Below are 15,001 nucleotides of genomic sequence, written 5' to 3' on the forward strand. Positions count from 1 at the left end.
AACCACCCTAGTTACTGGGGCCGCAGCGACTAGAGGACGGCGAGGTACTGCTCGAGCTCAAACGGCGTGACTTGGGCGCGGTAGGCCTCCCATTCGGCCCGCTTATTGCGCAGCACAAAGTCGAAGACGCGCTCGCCAAGAGTCTCGGCAACCAACTCAGACTTCTCCATGACGGCAACGGCGTCCGCAAGAGAGGCCGGCAACGGCTCGTAACCCATGGCGCGGCGCTCTTGAGGCGAAAGCTCCCATACGTCGTCCTCGGCACCTTCGGGCAGCTCGTAGCCGCCCTCGATGCCCTTGAGGCCCGCCGCGAGCAACACGGCGAAGCTCAGGTACGGGTTGGCCGCGGGGTCCATGGCGCGGTACTCGACGCGAGTGGACTGCCCCTTGCCCGGCTTGTGAATGGGAACCCGCACAAGCGCGGACCGGTTGTTGGAGCCCCAGCACACGTACGACGGCGCCTCGGCACCGCCCCACAGGCGCTTGTACGAGTTCACGTACTGGTTGGTGATCGCCGTGATCTCTGGCGCGTGCTTGAGGAGGCCGGCCATGAACTGCCGCGCGACCGTCGAGAGCTGGTGATCCGCGCCCGCCTCGTAGAACGCGTTGCGGTCGCCCTCGAAGAGGCTCATGTGCGTGTGCATTCCCGAGCCAGGCCCGTTTGCGAGCGGCTTTGGCATGAAGGAGGCGAAGACGCCCTGCTCGAGCGCCACCTCCTTGATCACGGTGCGGAACGTCATGACGTTGTCCGCCATCGTGAGCGCGTCCGCGTAGCGAAGGTCGATCTCGTTCTGGCCGGGACCCGCCTCGTGGTGACTGAACTCCACGGAAATGCCCATGGACTCGAGCATCGTGATGGCGGTGCGGCGGAACTCGTGCGCGGTTCCGCGCGGAACGTTGTCGAAATATCCGGCCTGGTCCACCGGCTTAGGCACCTGACCCTCAACGGGCGGCTCGAACAGGTAGAACTCGATTTCGGGGTGCGTATAGAACGTGAAGCCCTGCTGAGAGGCCTTGTCGAGGGTGCGCTTGAGCACCTGGCGGGGGTCGCTCAGTGCGGCCTCGCCGTCCGGAGTGTAGATATCGCAGAACATGCGGGCCGCGCCCTGCCGGTCTCCGCGCCACGGCAGAATCTGGAACGTCGCCGGATCCGGCTTGGCGATCATGTCTGCCTCGTACACGCGGGTGAGGCCCTCCACCGCGGAGCCGTCAAAGCCAATCCCCTCGCTGAACGCGTTCTCGAGTTCGGCGGGTGCGATGGCGACCGACTTGAGGATGCCGAGCACATCGGTGAACCACAAGCGGATGAATCGGATATCGCGCTCCTCGACGCTGCGAAGCACGTACTCCTGCTGCTTATCCATGGCCCTATCCTGCCCTATCGATGTGTCGGTTGTGTGACGTGACCGAGCACAGTGTGGCGCGTAGTCTGGCGCCATGTCAGCGCTCCGTGTAGCCCTCGCCCAGATCAATCCGTGCGTTGGTGACATCGCTGGTAACTCAGCGCTTGTGCTCGCTGCGTGCCGCCAAGCTGCGGGTGCCGGGGCGCAGTTGGTGGTGCTTCCGGAGATGGTCATCACCGGCTACCCCATCGAGGACCTCGCCCTGCGCGAGAGTTTTCAGCGCGCCGCGGCCCGCGCGGTCATCGATCTTGCCCGCGACCTCGAGGAGCAGGGACTCGGGTATCTCACCGTCATCGTGGGCTCGCTTGGCACCCTTCCCGACGGCCGCCCCACCAATCGCGCGCACGTGCTACTTGGCGGGGAGCAGGTTGCGGAGTACGACAAGCACCACCTCCCCAACTACGGCGTGTTCGACGAACGGCGCATCTTCGCGCCAGGCGCGAGCCCCTGTGTCGTGTCGGTACAAGGGCGTCGCATCGGCGTCGTGATCTGCGAAGACATCTGGCAAGAGGGCGGCCCTGTTGCGGCCCTCGCCGAGCACAACCTCGACCTGCTGGCGGTACTCAATGGCTCTCCCTTCGAGGAGGGGAAGGGGCGCGTACGTACCGACTTGGCACGGCGTCGGGCAGCGCAGGTGGGGGCGCCGCTTGCCTACGTAAACCTTTGGGGCGGACAGGACGACTTGGTCTTTGACGGCCACTCGTTCGTCGTAGCGGCCGACGGCACGTGGCTGGCCAACGCGGGCGGCTTCAGGGACGCGGTGCTGGTCTGGGATCTTGAGGACCGCACCGGAGGCCAAGATCAAGGCCCTGTCGTTGATTTTGCCGCCGACGATGCACAGGTGTATTCGGCGTGTGTCACGGGCCTGCGGGACTACGTCGTGAAGAACGGCTTCACCTCCGTGGTGCTCGGGATGAGCGGCGGCATCGACTCCGCGCTCACCGCCGCGATGGCCGCGGACGCCATCGGCGGCGAGCACGTCGTTGGCGTGTCGATGCCGTCGCAGTACTCGTCGGAGCACTCACGCGACGACGCAGCTGACCTTGCCAAGCGCATCGGTGCGGACTACCGCGTGCAACCGATCGCGCCGATCGTCGAGGCCTTCCAAGCGGAGCTGGCGTTGACGGGCGTTGCCGAGGAAAACCTCCAGGCACGCGTTCGCGGGGTTATTCTGATGGGCATCTCGAATCGCGAAGGCCACCTGGTCATCGCGCCGGGAAACAAGTCAGAGCTTGCGACGGGCTACGCGACGATCTACGACGCGGGCTCGATCGGCGGCTTTGCTCCTCTGAAAGACGTGGACAAGTCCCGCGTGTGGCAGCTCGCGAGGTGGCGCAACGCGCTCGCAGAGACCCGTGGCGAGACCCCACCCATCCCAGAGAACTCGATCACCAAGGCGCCCTCTGCCGAACTGCGGCCCGGCCAGACCGATCAAGACTCTCTGCCTCCGTATGACCTCCTCGACGAGGTACTCGACGCGTATGTGGAGCACGCGGAGGGCCGCGACGAACTGCTCGCACGCGGTTTCGACGCCGCCGTGGTCGATCGCGTGCTGCAACTCGTTGACCGGGCGGAGTGGAAACGTCGCCAATACCCTTTGGGGCCTAAGGTGACGGCACTCGCCTTCGGTCGCGACCGTCGGCTACCTGTCACGAGCAGGTGGCGCGAGGTCTAGCGCACCCTGCAGAATGCAAACCGCACAAACGTATACTTTTGCGAAACACGACGGCCTCAGGGGGACCGCGAGCATGGGTGACCTCGGCGGTTGCGCCGAACCCACCCAGCCCCGCGCAGACCCACCGGAAGGCCACCCGTTGACACCCCATCAGTCCGTGCTCACGGAAGTGCTCTCAGACGCGCACTTGACGGACCCCAGGTCAACCGCGGCCTTCTGGAATGAGCCGCTAGCCACGTCCCGCGAAGTTCGCCAGGCGTACCGCAGATACAGCTCGCGAGTGCCAGTGAAACCAGGCGTGATTCTCTACGAGACCGCGTCCGGTGACCGCATGAACGACAACCCTTTCGCGCTCTTTGAGTTCCTGCTTTCGCACCCGGAGTACGGCGCCACTTTGCACGTGTGGTCGCTCGGTCCGCACGGCTCCATTCCTGACACGTACCGCCACCTCGACAACGTGGCCTTCGCCCCACGCACCTCTCGCGCATACGCGTACTTCCTCGCATGTGCCCAGCGGCTCGTGGGCAACGCCCATTTCCCTGAGTACTTTGCACGCAGGCAAGAGCAGTCGTATCTCAATACGTGGCACGGCATCCCGTTCAAGGCACTCGGCAGGGACGCGGAGGGAACACGATTTGGTCTCCCGTCGGGAGCCGCGACCTTCCTCAAGGCCACGCACGTGATCACGCCCGGCGAGTTCACCACGAACGCGCTCGTCTCCGCGTACTCGATGGCTGGCGCGTCCACCGCGCTCGTTGCGGAGACCGGTTACCCGCGAGTGGACACCGTGGTCAACTCGACGCCGGACGAGCGCGCGGCGCTACGCACGATGCTTGGCCTCGACCCCACCGAGCCACACGGCGAACGCAGACCCGTGGTTCTCTACGCCCCCACCTGGAGAGGCGAGGGCGGCGAGGACCCTGTCGACACGGACCATCTCACGGACACCTTGAGCGCGCTCTCCAGCCTCGACGTTCAGGTGTTGTATCGCGGGCATCAGCGCATCGGCCGCGAGCTGGACGATCAGACGGTTGGCGACATCGTCGATGACGTCATCGTGCCGCCCCAAGAGCTCGACTCCAACGCATTGCTCACCGTCGTGGACATCCTCGTCACCGACTACTCGAGCATCTTCTTTGACTTCCTCCCCACGGGAAGGCCCATCATCCACTTTCTGTACGATTTGGCCGATTACGAGGCCAGCCGAGGACTCAACTTTGGCCCCGACGAGCTCCCCGGCACGGTGGCCCACACCGAGAGTGAACTCTCCGCCGCCGTCGAGGACTTGGCGCGGGCGATCAGGGCCACGACGCGCCTCGAGGAACTCACCGAGGCGCCGATCCAAGGGGCGCACTACCTCGCGGCGCGCTCCCACTTCTCCCCCTTCGAGGATGGCGGCTCATCGGCACGCGTGGCGAACTTCTTCTTCCACGACGACGCGGGCGACATGGCCGTGCGCACCGTACGCGGCGAGCAACCCACCACGGTGTTCTGGGCGGGGCTCATCTCCGAGGGCAAGCGCGACGCCGAGTTCGTGGACCAGGTCATCGACGCAGCGCACGACGGCGACAGGCAGCTCACGCTCGTGATCGATCGCGCTTCCACGGTCAGCGCCGCCGCGATCGCGGAGCTGACCGCGGTGAAGGACGCGGTGGCGTTCATTCCCTACAACCGCCCCGCCGTCGTCACGTTGCGCTCCGAGACGGGCGCGTACCGGGAACTCATGGCGCGAGGTGACCTCCGTGGTGAGGCCGTATGGGGGGCGCTTCGCGACGACTCGGAACTCCAGCGCCTGTTCTGGTACGAGTATCGGCGCCGTCTCGACGTCTCGATCTTCGATTCCGTGATGCTCGCACCGCAGCTGTCCACGCACGAGACGGCAATCGCGGCGTTCGCGACCGCCGCCGGAGTGGCGCGGCCGCAAGAGGTGCTGCTGCCAGCGCCTCGCGGCAAGCGGGGACCGCACTTTGCTCGGTCCGCGCTTGGGCTCGCTCTGCCGCAGGGCTCGGAACGCCGAGCGCGGGCCGCTCGCCTCTACCGTCGGCTTCGGTAGTGACGCCGCGCACCGTAAGGTGGTGCGCATGGCCAAGGTCCGTATCCACCACTTCCGCGAGATGAAGCAGCGCGGCGAGAAGATTACGATGCTCACCGCGTATGACTTCCCCACCGCCCGCGCCTTTGACGCCGCTGGGGTGGACCTCCTCCTCGTCGGCGATTCGCTTGCCGACAACATCCTCGGCTACGACTCCACGCAGCCGCTCACCATTGACGAGATGGTGCCGTTTGTCAGGGCCGTTGCGCGCGGCGCCGATCGCGCGTTCGTGGTGGCCGACCTCCCGTTCGGCTCGTACGAGCAGGGACCGGAGCTCGCGGTAGCGAGCGCCGTCGACATGGTCAAGCGCACGGGCGCCACTGCCGTCAAGTTCGAGGGCGGGCGGCGCATCGCGCGCCAGGTCAAGGCCGTCACAGATGCGGGAATCCCCTTCATGGGCCACCTTGGCTTCACGCCGCAGAGCGAGAACGCGCTCGGCGGCCGCCGCATCCAGGGCCGAGGCGACGGCGCATACGACGTCATGCTCGCCGACGCGCTCGCGCTGCAAGAGGCTGGCGCGTTCGCGATCGTGCTCGAGATGGTGATCGCCCCCGTCGCCGAAAAGCTCACCGCCGCCCTCGACATCCCCACGATCGGCATCGGCGCAGGCCCGCACACGGACGGCCAGGTGCTCGTGTGGCTCGACGCCGCAGGGGTTGGCGATTGGCACCCCAGCTTTTCCAAGCAGTTCGCGCAGGTTGGCCAGGCAATGTCCGACGCTGCGGCCGGGTACGTCGCCGAGGTCAAGGGCGGGACGTTCCCGGCGCCAGAGCACACGTTCGACGAGTAACTGCGGTTACCGCGGGCGAACGCCCTTGAACACCAAGTAGAGCGCGAACCAGATCTCGAACGCGAAGATCGGCAGCGCGAGCGCGCCCGCAACCGCTCCAGAGAGCGGAATCGCCCCGAACAGCTGCATGAGGTTGCTGCTGAGCACGAGCGCGGCTCCCAGGGCGCCGAGCACAGGGATCCCGACGGGCACGATCGCAGACTTCCACTGCGCGAAGGCAAGCACAAACGTGTTGATACTGATGATCAGCCCTTGCCCCACGAGGAAGGCCGCGTCGTGTGCGGCGGCGAGGCCGTCGCCCAAGCCAGCCACAGCGTCGGACTGGTTCTTTACCAGCCACATCACAGTCAGCACCGGAATGATGCCGGCGGCGATGACCGCAGCCTCCATGGTGCGCATCGCGGCGAAGGCGGTCGCGGCAACCGGCGCGCCGCGCCGCAAGAGCGGGAGCAGCACCACTCCGGTGCCGAGGCACGCGAGCGCGAGGGCGAATTCAAGCGCCGCGCCGAGCGCTAGCCGAGTGGCGGACGACGCGGTGGGGTCGTCGAGCGCGGAACCATAGGCCACGACCGCGCCGACGCTGGTGACGTGGGTGATGAGGTACAGCAGGCCCGCGATAAGTGCGAGGCGACGGTCGGTGGTCATGCGTTCTCCCCAGATATGTACGGTGTATATGGTGCCGGAAGCGAGACTAGATATACGCTGTACATATGTCAAGGGACGGCGCGCCATTGAGCCCAGAACAGGTGATCGCGCGCGCCATCGCACTGGCGGACGCGGAGGGCCTCGAGGCGCTCACCATGCGGCGGCTCGCGAGTGACCTTGGTGTCACCCCGATGGCCCTGTACAACCACGTACCCAATCGCGAGGGTCTTCTCGACGCAATGGTCGAGCACATCGTGGCCACCTTCCCCCCGGTACAGCCGGGCGGCGACTGGCAGGACGCCCTGCGAGCGCGGCTCCTGAGCGCCCGTAGCGCTACCGAGTCACATGCGTGGTTCCGCGACGCGATCCAGACCCGCACGCTTGCGGGGCCGCACGTGCTGGGCTACATGGACTCGCTCATGCACATCATGTTCGACGGCGGGTTGTCAGCGGACCTTGTGCACCACGCCATGCACACGCTCAGCACTCGCATGTGGGGCTTCACGCGCGACGTGCTGCCCACCCCTGCCGTTCCGGACGATCCGGTAGCCCGCGAGGAGATGTACCGCCAGGCGGCGATCGCGTTCCCCAACATCATTCGCATGGCTACTACCGCGCCCGGCGCTGGTCAGGATTGCGACGATCGGGCGGAGTTTGAGTTTGCGATCGACGTGATGATCGACGGCTTTGCGCGCCGCCACGCGAGCCAGTGGAGCTCGCTGGAGCAAGGCTACTGACTAGTCTTCGTCGCCGCCCCAGGACTTGTCGTCGTCATCCCACGCCTGAGAGCGCTTCTTCGCGATCTCCATGGCGTTCTCGGCCTCTTCGGGCGAGTCGTACGGGCCCATGAGGTGCTCCCACGAGCTCTGACGGCCCTTCTCGACCATTTTGGTGCTCGTGTTGAAGAAGTACTCCGTCTTGCCTTCTCCGTCTGACATCGCCATCGCCTCCATGAATAGACTGCCAGGTATGACCCTGCTCCGCGCGCCCATCACCAAAGGTGTCGTGTCACCGATGCGGCCCGTACCAGGCTCAATTACTCGTCCACCCTATGTGGGCCTCAAGAAGGCGGCACGCTGGCAGGGCGGCGACGTTCACGACGCTAGAACGGTGGAGCGGATTCGCGCTGCGGGCAAGGTAGCCGCGCAGGCGCTCGCTCTCGTTGGCCAGAACGTGACCCCTGGCATCACCACCGACGAGCTTGACCGGATTGGCCACGAGTTCATGCTGGACCACGGCGCCTACCCCTCCACGCTGGGGTACCCAGGCTCCGCGGGCCGTCCACCATTCCCCAAAGCGATCTGCACCTCCGTCAATGAGGTCATCTGCCACGGAGTTCCGGATTCGACCGTGATCGAGGACGGTGACGTCGTGAAGGTGGACATCACGGCGTTCCTCGACGGCGTGCACGGCGACAATTGCGGAACCTTCATCGCGGGCGAGGGCAGCGAGGAGTCTCAGCGGCTCGTCGAGGTGGCGCGCGAGGCCACGATGCGCGGCATCGATGCCGCCAGGCCGGGCCGCGAGGTCAACGTGATTGGCCGCGTGATAGAAAAGTTCGCCGCCCGCCATGGATATGAGTCCGTTCGCGACTACACGGGCCACGGCGTTGGCCCCGCGTTCCACACAGGCCTCGTGATCCCCCACTACGACGCGGCTCCGTACCATGCGGACGTGATCGAGGTGGGCATGGTCTTCACGGTTGAACCCATGCTGTGCGCCGGATCCCAGCGCAATCACGAGTGGGACGACGGCTGGACCGTCGTCACCGAGGACGGCTCCTGGGTGGCCCAGTTTGAGCACACGATTCACATCACTGAAGACGGACCGGAGGTTCTCACGCTGCCATGAGCAAGCACATCGCATTGGGCGTCGACATTGGCGGCTCGGGGATCAAGGGAGCCCCTGTCAACCTCAAGAAGGGCGAGTTCCTGCACGATCGTCACCGGATCCCCACGCCCCAGCCGGCAACGCCCGACGCTGTGGCCAGGGTGGTCGCGCAGGTGATCGCCGCGTTCGAGCCAAGCAAGAAGACGCCGGTTGGCGTCACCTTCCCTGGGGTGGTGCAGAACGGCATCGTCAAGACCGCGGCGAATGTGGACGACTCGTGGATCGGCACCGACCTGCGCAAGATCATTCGCGACTACGCAGGTCACGACGTCCACGTTCTCAACGACGCCGACGCCGCCGGCTACGCGGAGTTCCTCTATGGCGGCGCCCACAAGCGCGAAGGCGTGGTGCTCATGACGACGCTAGGCACCGGAATCGGCACCGCGCTCATCGTGGACGGGGTGCTGGTGCCCAACACCGAGCTGGGACACCTTCAGATCGACGGTGCGGACGCGGAGGAGTTCGCGGCCGAGTCGGCGCGCGAACGGCACAACCTCACGGACGATCAGTGGATCGCCAAGCTGCAGCGGTACTACACCGAGATGGAAAAGCTCCTGTGGCCGGACCTCATCATCGTGGGCGGTGGTGTCTCAAAGGAACACGACATGTTCCTCCCCAAGTTGCGCCTGCGCGCGCCCATCATCCCCGCCGAGTTGTTCAACAGCGCGGGAATCGTGGGGGCGGCGGCCTACGCCGCCGCCCGCGTCAAGGCGGAAGAGGCCCACACCAAGAAGCAGGCCAAGAAGTCCACGCCACAAGACGTGTGAGCGTTGCTCGCTAGCCGCGCGGACGTACCCGTGGAGGCGGCTCTCGATCGCGCGAGCCGTAGTGCACCAACTCCTCGTCAACAAGGGTGAGGGTGAACAGCTGCGGGCCGAGGCAGAACAGCGCGACGATCAGGTACCAGCCGCCTTCGACGAGCGGCCTGGACTCCGTGAGCCCCTGAATGGCCAGCGCGGCGGCAAGCAGCGACCACGCCACCGGAATGAAGGTGTCGCCGCGGGACGCGCGCTCAACGAGACGCCACGTACCCCCAAATAGCAGCACCATGATCACGAGGAACAGCACCATGCCGATGAGGCCGGTCTGGAGCCACGCGTCCAGGTATGCGTTATGCGCATGGGCCGCGACCACATCGGTGGACTCGACTATCGACTTGTAGGGATCGGACCAGATGGGCCAGTAGCCCACATATCCCCAGCCCTCTGGCCGCTCTTGTGCGTAGTGGACCACTTGGGCCCAGATGTCCGCGCGGTGAGTGGCGTCCGGGGAACGATCGAGAAGATCGAAAATCAGGTCCCTGTACTTGATCGTAAGCACGCCGCCCACGGCGGTCAGCGCGAGCGTGGTGAAGGAGATGGGTCGCTTCCAGCGCACGGGCGCGCGGCGAATCGCAAACGCCGCGAGCGCAAGAATCACCACGTACAACAGGGCAACCGTCACTGTTGCCGATCGGGTGAGGAAGTGCACGGCGACGGCCGCTGCCAAGGTGGCCACAGCGTCGGCCCTGCTGACGCGACGTTCGAGCATCATGACGTAGCCCATGATGGCGGCGAGCAGGGCGATGGCTCCGAACGGATTGCGGTTGCCCACGAAGCCCTGGATGGGCCCACCCTCGAAGAGCAGGTTGTGGGACCACCAGATTTCCGCGTCGGAGCTGTGTTCCTCGGCAACCCGCGAGAAGTCGTTGACGAGCGGGTGAATGGGGTGGCGGATGATGATGGCCACCACGAGCTCGAACACCAGCCCCAACACGAGGCTCGCCTGCAGGCCTCGGTACAGCAGCACCATGTAGTGGCCGCTCGTGGTGCCGCGCGCCGTGATGAACGCAATCGCCGTGGTGAAGACAAGGGTGACCACTGCGAGCGCCGTGATGGCACGCGTCCCCGACCACAGGGTGGTCAGTGCGGCCAGGCCAACGAATGAGCCAATCAGGAGTGGCGGCTTGAGTTTGCGCCACGTTGGCCGGAACGCCATAAACAACAGCACCACGGTGGCGATGGCAAGCACGGCGTAGCCCGCAACGCCAACGAGGTAGCGGAACCCTTGCCCAGAGACCAACAGCACGATGGTCCAGATCGTGAGCAGGTCACGAGACGGTCCAGAGGTGAGGCTCACGGCCACCGAGCCTACCCCCGCACTACGAGCCAATGCCGGAGGCGATGATGCCCGTCACCACCACCGAGGTGATCGTGACAGTCGAGAAGCCTGCAACGATCATCTTGGGCAGGATGGAACCCTCGATGGCCTTGCGCTCGTCCTCGTCTTCGGCTGCCGACCGTGCGGCCTCTTGCGACAGCACCATCGTGCCCGGAAAGCCGTACAGCGCCGTGAGGCCAATCGAGATGGCCATCGGCACCGAGTAGCCAAGTAGCTTGCCCACGAGCGCGGCAACGGCGAAAATCCCCGCCACGCCAAACACGAAGACGATGAGGAGCGGCTTCGCGAGCGACACGAGGTCGCTCGGCTCGAGCGTGGCAATGGGGCCAAACACGAGGATCAGGATCGCGAGCATCATCAGGCCAAATGAATCAATACCGGCGAGCACCATTGGTTTGAACACGCGGGTAGTGCGCAAGAGCACGCCAAAGATGAGCGCCACCACAAAGGTGTTGAGCCACCCGTCGGTGAGGTTGTTGATCCCCAGGCTGATGAGCACCACAATGCCCGTGACCAACAGCGTGCCTGGGGTGTTGAGGAACGCTTTGGGCAGGATCGTGGGCGCAGGGGCCGACGGGTCCTCCTCCTCTGGCACGGACAGTCGCCCTGCGCTGTACTCGCCTTTGAGGCGCGCGGCCTCCTTGCGCAGCAGGATGGAGGTGAGCGGGAAGCCAACGAGACCCTGAATGGCGACGATCAGCACGGGGAACGCCGCAACCGTGGTGAGGCCAACGCCGAGCGCCGCGTCTTGCACGATGATCACCGAGATGGTGCCGCCGGACAACGCTCCGAGCCCCGCGATCATGTAGTCGCGACCCGTGGACACGAGGCCGTCGTACGCGCCCTCGGTGCCATCGATGCCGAAGATCGTAAAGGCGATGAGCAGCAATAGTCCGATCCCGGCAACCGTGGCGACGCCGATGACGAACGTGCGCCACTGCTTCTTGAAGTCGTCAAGGCTGATCATGGTGCCCAAGTGGACGATGATGAAGCCCACCACCACGCCGGCGAGCGCGAGCAACGACGATGCCGTCAGTAGGTCGTCGGGGAATAGCCCCGTCATGAAGCCGACGAGGAAGATCACGGAGGCGACAAGCAGGCTCGAGAGCAGCCCCTTCGTGAGCCGCGCCACGAGCTCCGCAACCGTCCACACGGCCATCACCACAACGAACGCAACAATGGGATTCACGGTGGCCTCCTAGAAGCGCCAGATCAGGGGGACTATCAGCACGGCGACCACCAAGAACCACAGCAGCAACGGCAAGCCAAGCTTCCAGTAGTCACCAAACTTGTACGCGCCGGGTTCGAGCACCATGGTGTTCGCCGGGGTCGCGACCGGCGTAAGGAATGCGGCGGCGCCCGCCACCGTGAGCGCCATCAGGAACGGCAGCACCGAGAGGTTGAGGTCCGCCGCGAGCGACACCGAGATCGGCAGCATGATGAGCACCGTCGCCATGTTCGAGATCAACTGACCGAGCACCATCGTGAGCAGGCAGATCGCGAGCAGCGCCACCTGGGCAGGGGCGTTGCCGATGATGTCCTTGAGGTGGGTGGCGATCAGGTCCGCGGCACCCGTCTCGGTGAAGGCCGTGGAGAGTGGAATCATGCCGGCCACGAGCAGCACCGTGGTCCACTGCACGGCCTTGTACGCACGCAGCGGCGTGAACACGCCTGAGAGGATCACGGCGCCCGCGGCGAGCAGCCCGGCGATGACGGGAGGGACCCAGCCTGTGACGAGGAGCAACACCATTGCCGCGAGGATGACGAGCGCGCGCTTGGCGCCTGGCCCCAGCGGAACGGCCTTGCGCAGGGACGCGGGATCATTGACGACGAGCACCTCAGGCCCGGCAGTGTGACGCTCGAGGTGCTCCCAGGTGCCGCGCACAAGGATCGAGTCCCCGGCCGCGAGTTTCGCGTCCGGACCAACGAGAGGCTCACCTCCCCTGTTGACGCCGAGCACAACGAGGTCCCCGGACGGCGTGGTTTGGCCGGTAAACAAGTGCGTGCCGATGAGTTCGGATCGGGGTGGGATCACCACCTCCGTGACTCCCTCGGCGGTGCCGATGAGTTCCTGGCCTTCTGGAACCACGTAATCAGCGCGAAGCGCCCGTGTGAGAGCGGCGATGTCCGCCGGAAGCTCCTCCGGCGGGTTGTGGGGAAGGGCACGCTTACCAAGCAGCGCCATGATGATCACCGAACCAATGACGAGCGGAATGCCAACCCACGCGAACTCGAGGTAGCCGAACGGGCGCTCCCCAGCGTCGGCCGCCGCTTCCGAGACGATGATGTTCACCGGCGTGCCCGTGAGCGCCAGCAGCGATCCCGCGTGTGCAGCGAACGCAAGCGGAATCAGCAGCTGCGATGGCGGCAGCCCTGCCCGCACCGCCACCACCACAACAAGCGGCACTAACGCAGCCACTGCGCCGTTGACAGAGATCAGCGCGGTGAGCAGCGCCACGAGCAGGCAAATCGTGATGAGCAGCGGGACGCGCTTTGTTCCGCCCCGCGTCACCGCCTGCTGGCCCGCCCAAGCGGTGACACCGGTGGCGTAGAGCGCCTCGCTCACGATGAACAGGCTCCCTATGAAGATCACCGTGGGATCACCAAAGCCCGCGAGTGCCGACTTCAGCTCCAACACACCGGTTGCCCACAGCGACACGGACACCCCAACGGCAACGATCGCGATGGGGATCTTGCCGGTCATGAACGCGACCACGGCGAGCCCCAAGATGAGGAAAGTGATCTCGATCGGCGTCACATTCGAAACACTAGTGGCACCCATCCGCCGTGCACGGTGACTAGGCTCGTAATCGCTACAATTCCGCGTCAAGGGAGTCGCCATGTCGTACGCACCGCACAAGCTCGTTCCAGAGGGATTCTCCGCCGTCTCGTCACTGCATGCGCTCCCCCAAGTGAGCGCCGCCGACGCGGTGCCTGAGGACGCGGATACCGTCGCCTTTCTCGTCACAGCGGACGGCACGTGGCCCGACGCTATTGGCGCCTCTCGCGAATCCCTCGCCGCCGCAGCATTCGAGGCGGAGGCGGGGTCTAGCGTGGTTCTCCCCCACGGCGACAAGCCGGTGGTTGTGGTCGGCCTTGGCAAGGCGGAAGACGTCAGCGCGGACTCCGTGCGGGACGCGGCCGCGACGGCCGCGCGGGCCACTGCCAAGAAGTCCACGCACCTCGCGATCGTCTCCGCGGACCTGGGACTTGGTGCCGGGGCGGTAGCTCAAGCGCTCGCGGAGGGCGCCCAGTTGGCGCGGTACCGGTACCGCGCGCTCAAGGCAGAATCCAAGGAGCGCGCGCTCGGAGGCCTCACGCTGGTGGTGAGCGGAGCGGACGAGGCGACCGTAGCGTCGGGCATTGCAGCTGCGGAACCGGGCGTGCGAGCGGCCGTCGTGGCGCGCGATCTCGCGAACACGCCCGCCGGATTCCTCAGCGCCGAAAACCTCGCCGACGAGGCCACGCGCCTTGGAGCCGCCTACGGATTCGCGGTCGAGGCGTACGACAAGGCCGCGCTCATCGACATGGGCTGCGGCGGCCTTCTGGGAGTGAACGCCGGAAGTGCCGACGAGCCGCGCATGATCGTGCTTCGATACAACGGCGGAGGCGACAGGCACCTTGGGCTGGTCGGCAAGGGCATCATGTACGACTCGGGCGGCATCTCGCTCAAGCCCTCCGACCCCATGCACCTGCTCATGAAGATCGACATGGGCGGCGCGGCTGCAGTACTTGGCGCTTTCACGGCACTCCGCGATCTTGGCGTCACCGCGAAGGTGTCCGCGTGGCTCATGTGCACGGACAACATGCCCTCTGGCACCGCCACCAAGTTGGGTGATGTGCTCGTGGCGCGCGGCGGCAAGACCGTGGAGGTCAAGAACACTGACGCAGAGGGTCGCTTGGTGATGATGGACGGGCTCGTGCTCGCCACCGAGGACGAGGTGGACGCAGTCATCGACATCGCCACGCTAACCGGTGCCGCGCTGATGGCGCTTGGCAAGTCCCGCGCGGCCCTGTTCGGCAACAACCAAGACCTCGTGGACGCGGTCAAGGCCGCGGCGGAGGTGGTGGACGAGCCCGTGTGGCAGATGCCGCTTGAGAAGAAGTACCGCAAGCAGCTGGACTCCGACATCGCCGACATCGCCAACCTTGGCGGACCCTTCGCGGGCGCCACCACAGCAGCACTGTTCCTCAACGAGTTCGTTGGCGAGACCCCATGGGCACACGTCGACATCGCTGGGACGATGCAAGCAGAGGCCGACGACTCGTGGCGCTCCGCAGGGGCAACCGGCTACGGGGCGCGGCTGCTCGCACAGGTGGCCAAGGAGTTCTAGCCGCGGGTGATA

13 protein-coding genes are annotated in these 15,001 nt (G+C 65.7%); 7 read left to right on the top strand and 6 right to left on the bottom strand.

All coding sequences use genetic code 11. The annotated features are described in order from the left end of the window. Window positions 1–29: 29 nt before the first annotated feature. Entirely contained in the window at window positions 30–1,364 is a 1,335-nt protein-coding gene (glnA, locus tag QM618_RS05995; RefSeq protein ID WP_428095695.1) for a type I glutamate--ammonia ligase, read from the bottom strand. Window positions 1,365–1,437: 73 nt separating this feature from the next. Between glnA and QM618_RS06000 the strand changes: the two genes are divergently transcribed. The 3 genes from QM618_RS06000 to panB all read left to right on the top strand — a co-directional run bounded on the left by QM618_RS06000 (window position 1,438) and on the right by panB (window position 5,960). Further along, a complete protein-coding gene (locus QM618_RS06000) occupies window positions 1,438–3,078 on the top strand; it encodes an NAD+ synthase (protein WP_428095697.1) in 1,641 nt (546 codons plus the stop codon). A gap of 73 nt (window positions 3,079–3,151) precedes the next feature. Continuing rightward, window positions 3,152–5,131 carry a CDP-glycerol glycerophosphotransferase family protein gene (locus QM618_RS06005; protein WP_428095699.1) on the top strand — a complete coding sequence of 660 codons (1,980 nt, stop codon included), beginning with the start codon at window positions 3,152–3,154 and terminating at the stop codon, window positions 5,129–5,131. Between the two features lie 28 nt (window positions 5,132–5,159). Then, window positions 5,160–5,960: a 3-methyl-2-oxobutanoate hydroxymethyltransferase gene (panB, locus tag QM618_RS06010; protein WP_428095701.1), complete on the top strand. Its 801-nt coding sequence runs from the start codon at window positions 5,160–5,162 to the stop codon at window positions 5,958–5,960. A 6-nt stretch (window positions 5,961–5,966) separates the two neighbouring features. On the opposite strand, the gene QM618_RS06015 is transcribed toward panB, so the two are convergent. Then, the gene (locus QM618_RS06015; RefSeq protein ID WP_428095703.1) at window positions 5,967–6,605 is read right to left on the bottom strand and encodes a DUF4386 domain-containing protein; all 639 of its coding nucleotides are present in this window, start codon (window positions 6,603–6,605) and stop codon (window positions 5,967–5,969) included. 65 nt (window positions 6,606–6,670) lie between these two features. Between QM618_RS06015 and QM618_RS06020 the strand changes: the two genes are divergently transcribed. Next, a complete protein-coding gene (locus QM618_RS06020) occupies window positions 6,671–7,342 on the top strand; it encodes a TetR/AcrR family transcriptional regulator C-terminal domain-containing protein (RefSeq protein ID WP_428095705.1) in 672 nt (223 codons plus the stop codon). Here the strand turns inward: QM618_RS06020 and QM618_RS06025 are convergent, their stop codons facing one another. Next, window positions 7,343–7,543, bottom strand: coding sequence for a hypothetical protein (locus QM618_RS06025; RefSeq protein ID WP_428095707.1), 201 nt, complete (start codon window positions 7,541–7,543; stop codon window positions 7,343–7,345). A gap of 31 nt (window positions 7,544–7,574) precedes the next feature. Between QM618_RS06025 and map the strand changes: the two genes are divergently transcribed. Continuing rightward, the gene (map, locus tag QM618_RS06030) at window positions 7,575–8,456 is read left to right on the top strand and encodes a type I methionyl aminopeptidase (RefSeq protein ID WP_428095710.1); all 882 of its coding nucleotides are present in this window, start codon (window positions 7,575–7,577) and stop codon (window positions 8,454–8,456) included. After that, window positions 8,453–9,262, top strand: coding sequence for a polyphosphate--glucose phosphotransferase (ppgK, locus tag QM618_RS06035; RefSeq protein ID WP_428095713.1), 810 nt, complete (start codon window positions 8,453–8,455; stop codon window positions 9,260–9,262). The genes map and ppgK overlap by 4 nt, the downstream gene beginning before the upstream one ends. Before the next feature lie 10 nt (window positions 9,263–9,272). On the opposite strand, the gene QM618_RS06040 is transcribed toward ppgK, so the two are convergent. The 3 genes from QM618_RS06040 to QM618_RS06050 are packed head-to-tail and all read right to left on the bottom strand — an operon-like array spanning window position 9,273 to window position 13,413. Continuing rightward, the gene (locus QM618_RS06040; RefSeq protein ID WP_428095715.1) at window positions 9,273–10,613 is read right to left on the bottom strand and encodes an O-antigen ligase family protein; all 1,341 of its coding nucleotides are present in this window, start codon (window positions 10,611–10,613) and stop codon (window positions 9,273–9,275) included. A gap of 22 nt (window positions 10,614–10,635) precedes the next feature. Then, window positions 10,636–11,844 (bottom strand): hypothetical protein, encoded by a 1,209-nt coding sequence (locus QM618_RS06045; RefSeq protein WP_428095717.1) that lies wholly within the window; start codon window positions 11,842–11,844, stop codon window positions 10,636–10,638. A gap of 9 nt (window positions 11,845–11,853) precedes the next feature. After that, window positions 11,854–13,413, bottom strand: coding sequence for an SLC13 family permease (locus tag QM618_RS06050; RefSeq protein WP_428095719.1), 1,560 nt, complete (start codon window positions 13,411–13,413; stop codon window positions 11,854–11,856). 82 nt (window positions 13,414–13,495) lie between these two features. Here QM618_RS06050 and QM618_RS06055 point away from each other — a divergent pair, with 82 nt between their 5' ends. After that, window positions 13,496–14,989, top strand: a complete 1,494-nt coding sequence (locus QM618_RS06055) for a leucyl aminopeptidase family protein (RefSeq protein WP_428095721.1) — start codon at window positions 13,496–13,498, stop codon at window positions 14,987–14,989. Window positions 14,990–15,001: the final 12 nt, after the last annotated feature.

This window comes from Demequina sp., from assembly GCF_049841215.1.
Classification (GTDB): Bacteria; Actinomycetota; Actinomycetes; order Actinomycetales; family Demequinaceae; genus Demequina.

Excerpts from the sequence above, each read along its gene's own strand:
- glnA (WP_428095695.1), bottom strand. The coding sequence starts at position 1,364 with ATGGATAAGCAGCAGGAGTACGTGCTTCGCAGCGTCGAGGAGCGCGAT.
- QM618_RS06000 (WP_428095697.1), top strand. The coding sequence starts at position 1,438 with ATGTCAGCGCTCCGTGTAGCCCTCGCCCAGATCAATCCGTGCGTTGGT.
- QM618_RS06005 (WP_428095699.1), top strand. The coding sequence starts at position 3,152 with ATGGGTGACCTCGGCGGTTGCGCCGAACCCACCCAGCCCCGCGCAGAC.
- panB (WP_428095701.1), top strand. The coding sequence starts at position 5,160 with ATGGCCAAGGTCCGTATCCACCACTTCCGCGAGATGAAGCAGCGCGGC.
- QM618_RS06015 (WP_428095703.1), bottom strand. The coding sequence starts at position 6,605 with ATGACCACCGACCGTCGCCTCGCACTTATCGCGGGCCTGCTGTACCTC.
- QM618_RS06020 (WP_428095705.1), top strand. The coding sequence starts at position 6,671 with ATGTCAAGGGACGGCGCGCCATTGAGCCCAGAACAGGTGATCGCGCGC.
- QM618_RS06025 (WP_428095707.1), bottom strand. The coding sequence starts at position 7,543 with ATGTCAGACGGAGAAGGCAAGACGGAGTACTTCTTCAACACGAGCACC.
- map (WP_428095710.1), top strand. The coding sequence starts at position 7,575 with ATGACCCTGCTCCGCGCGCCCATCACCAAAGGTGTCGTGTCACCGATG.
- ppgK (WP_428095713.1), top strand. The coding sequence starts at position 8,453 with ATGAGCAAGCACATCGCATTGGGCGTCGACATTGGCGGCTCGGGGATC.
- QM618_RS06055 (WP_428095721.1), top strand. The coding sequence starts at position 13,496 with ATGTCGTACGCACCGCACAAGCTCGTTCCAGAGGGATTCTCCGCCGTC.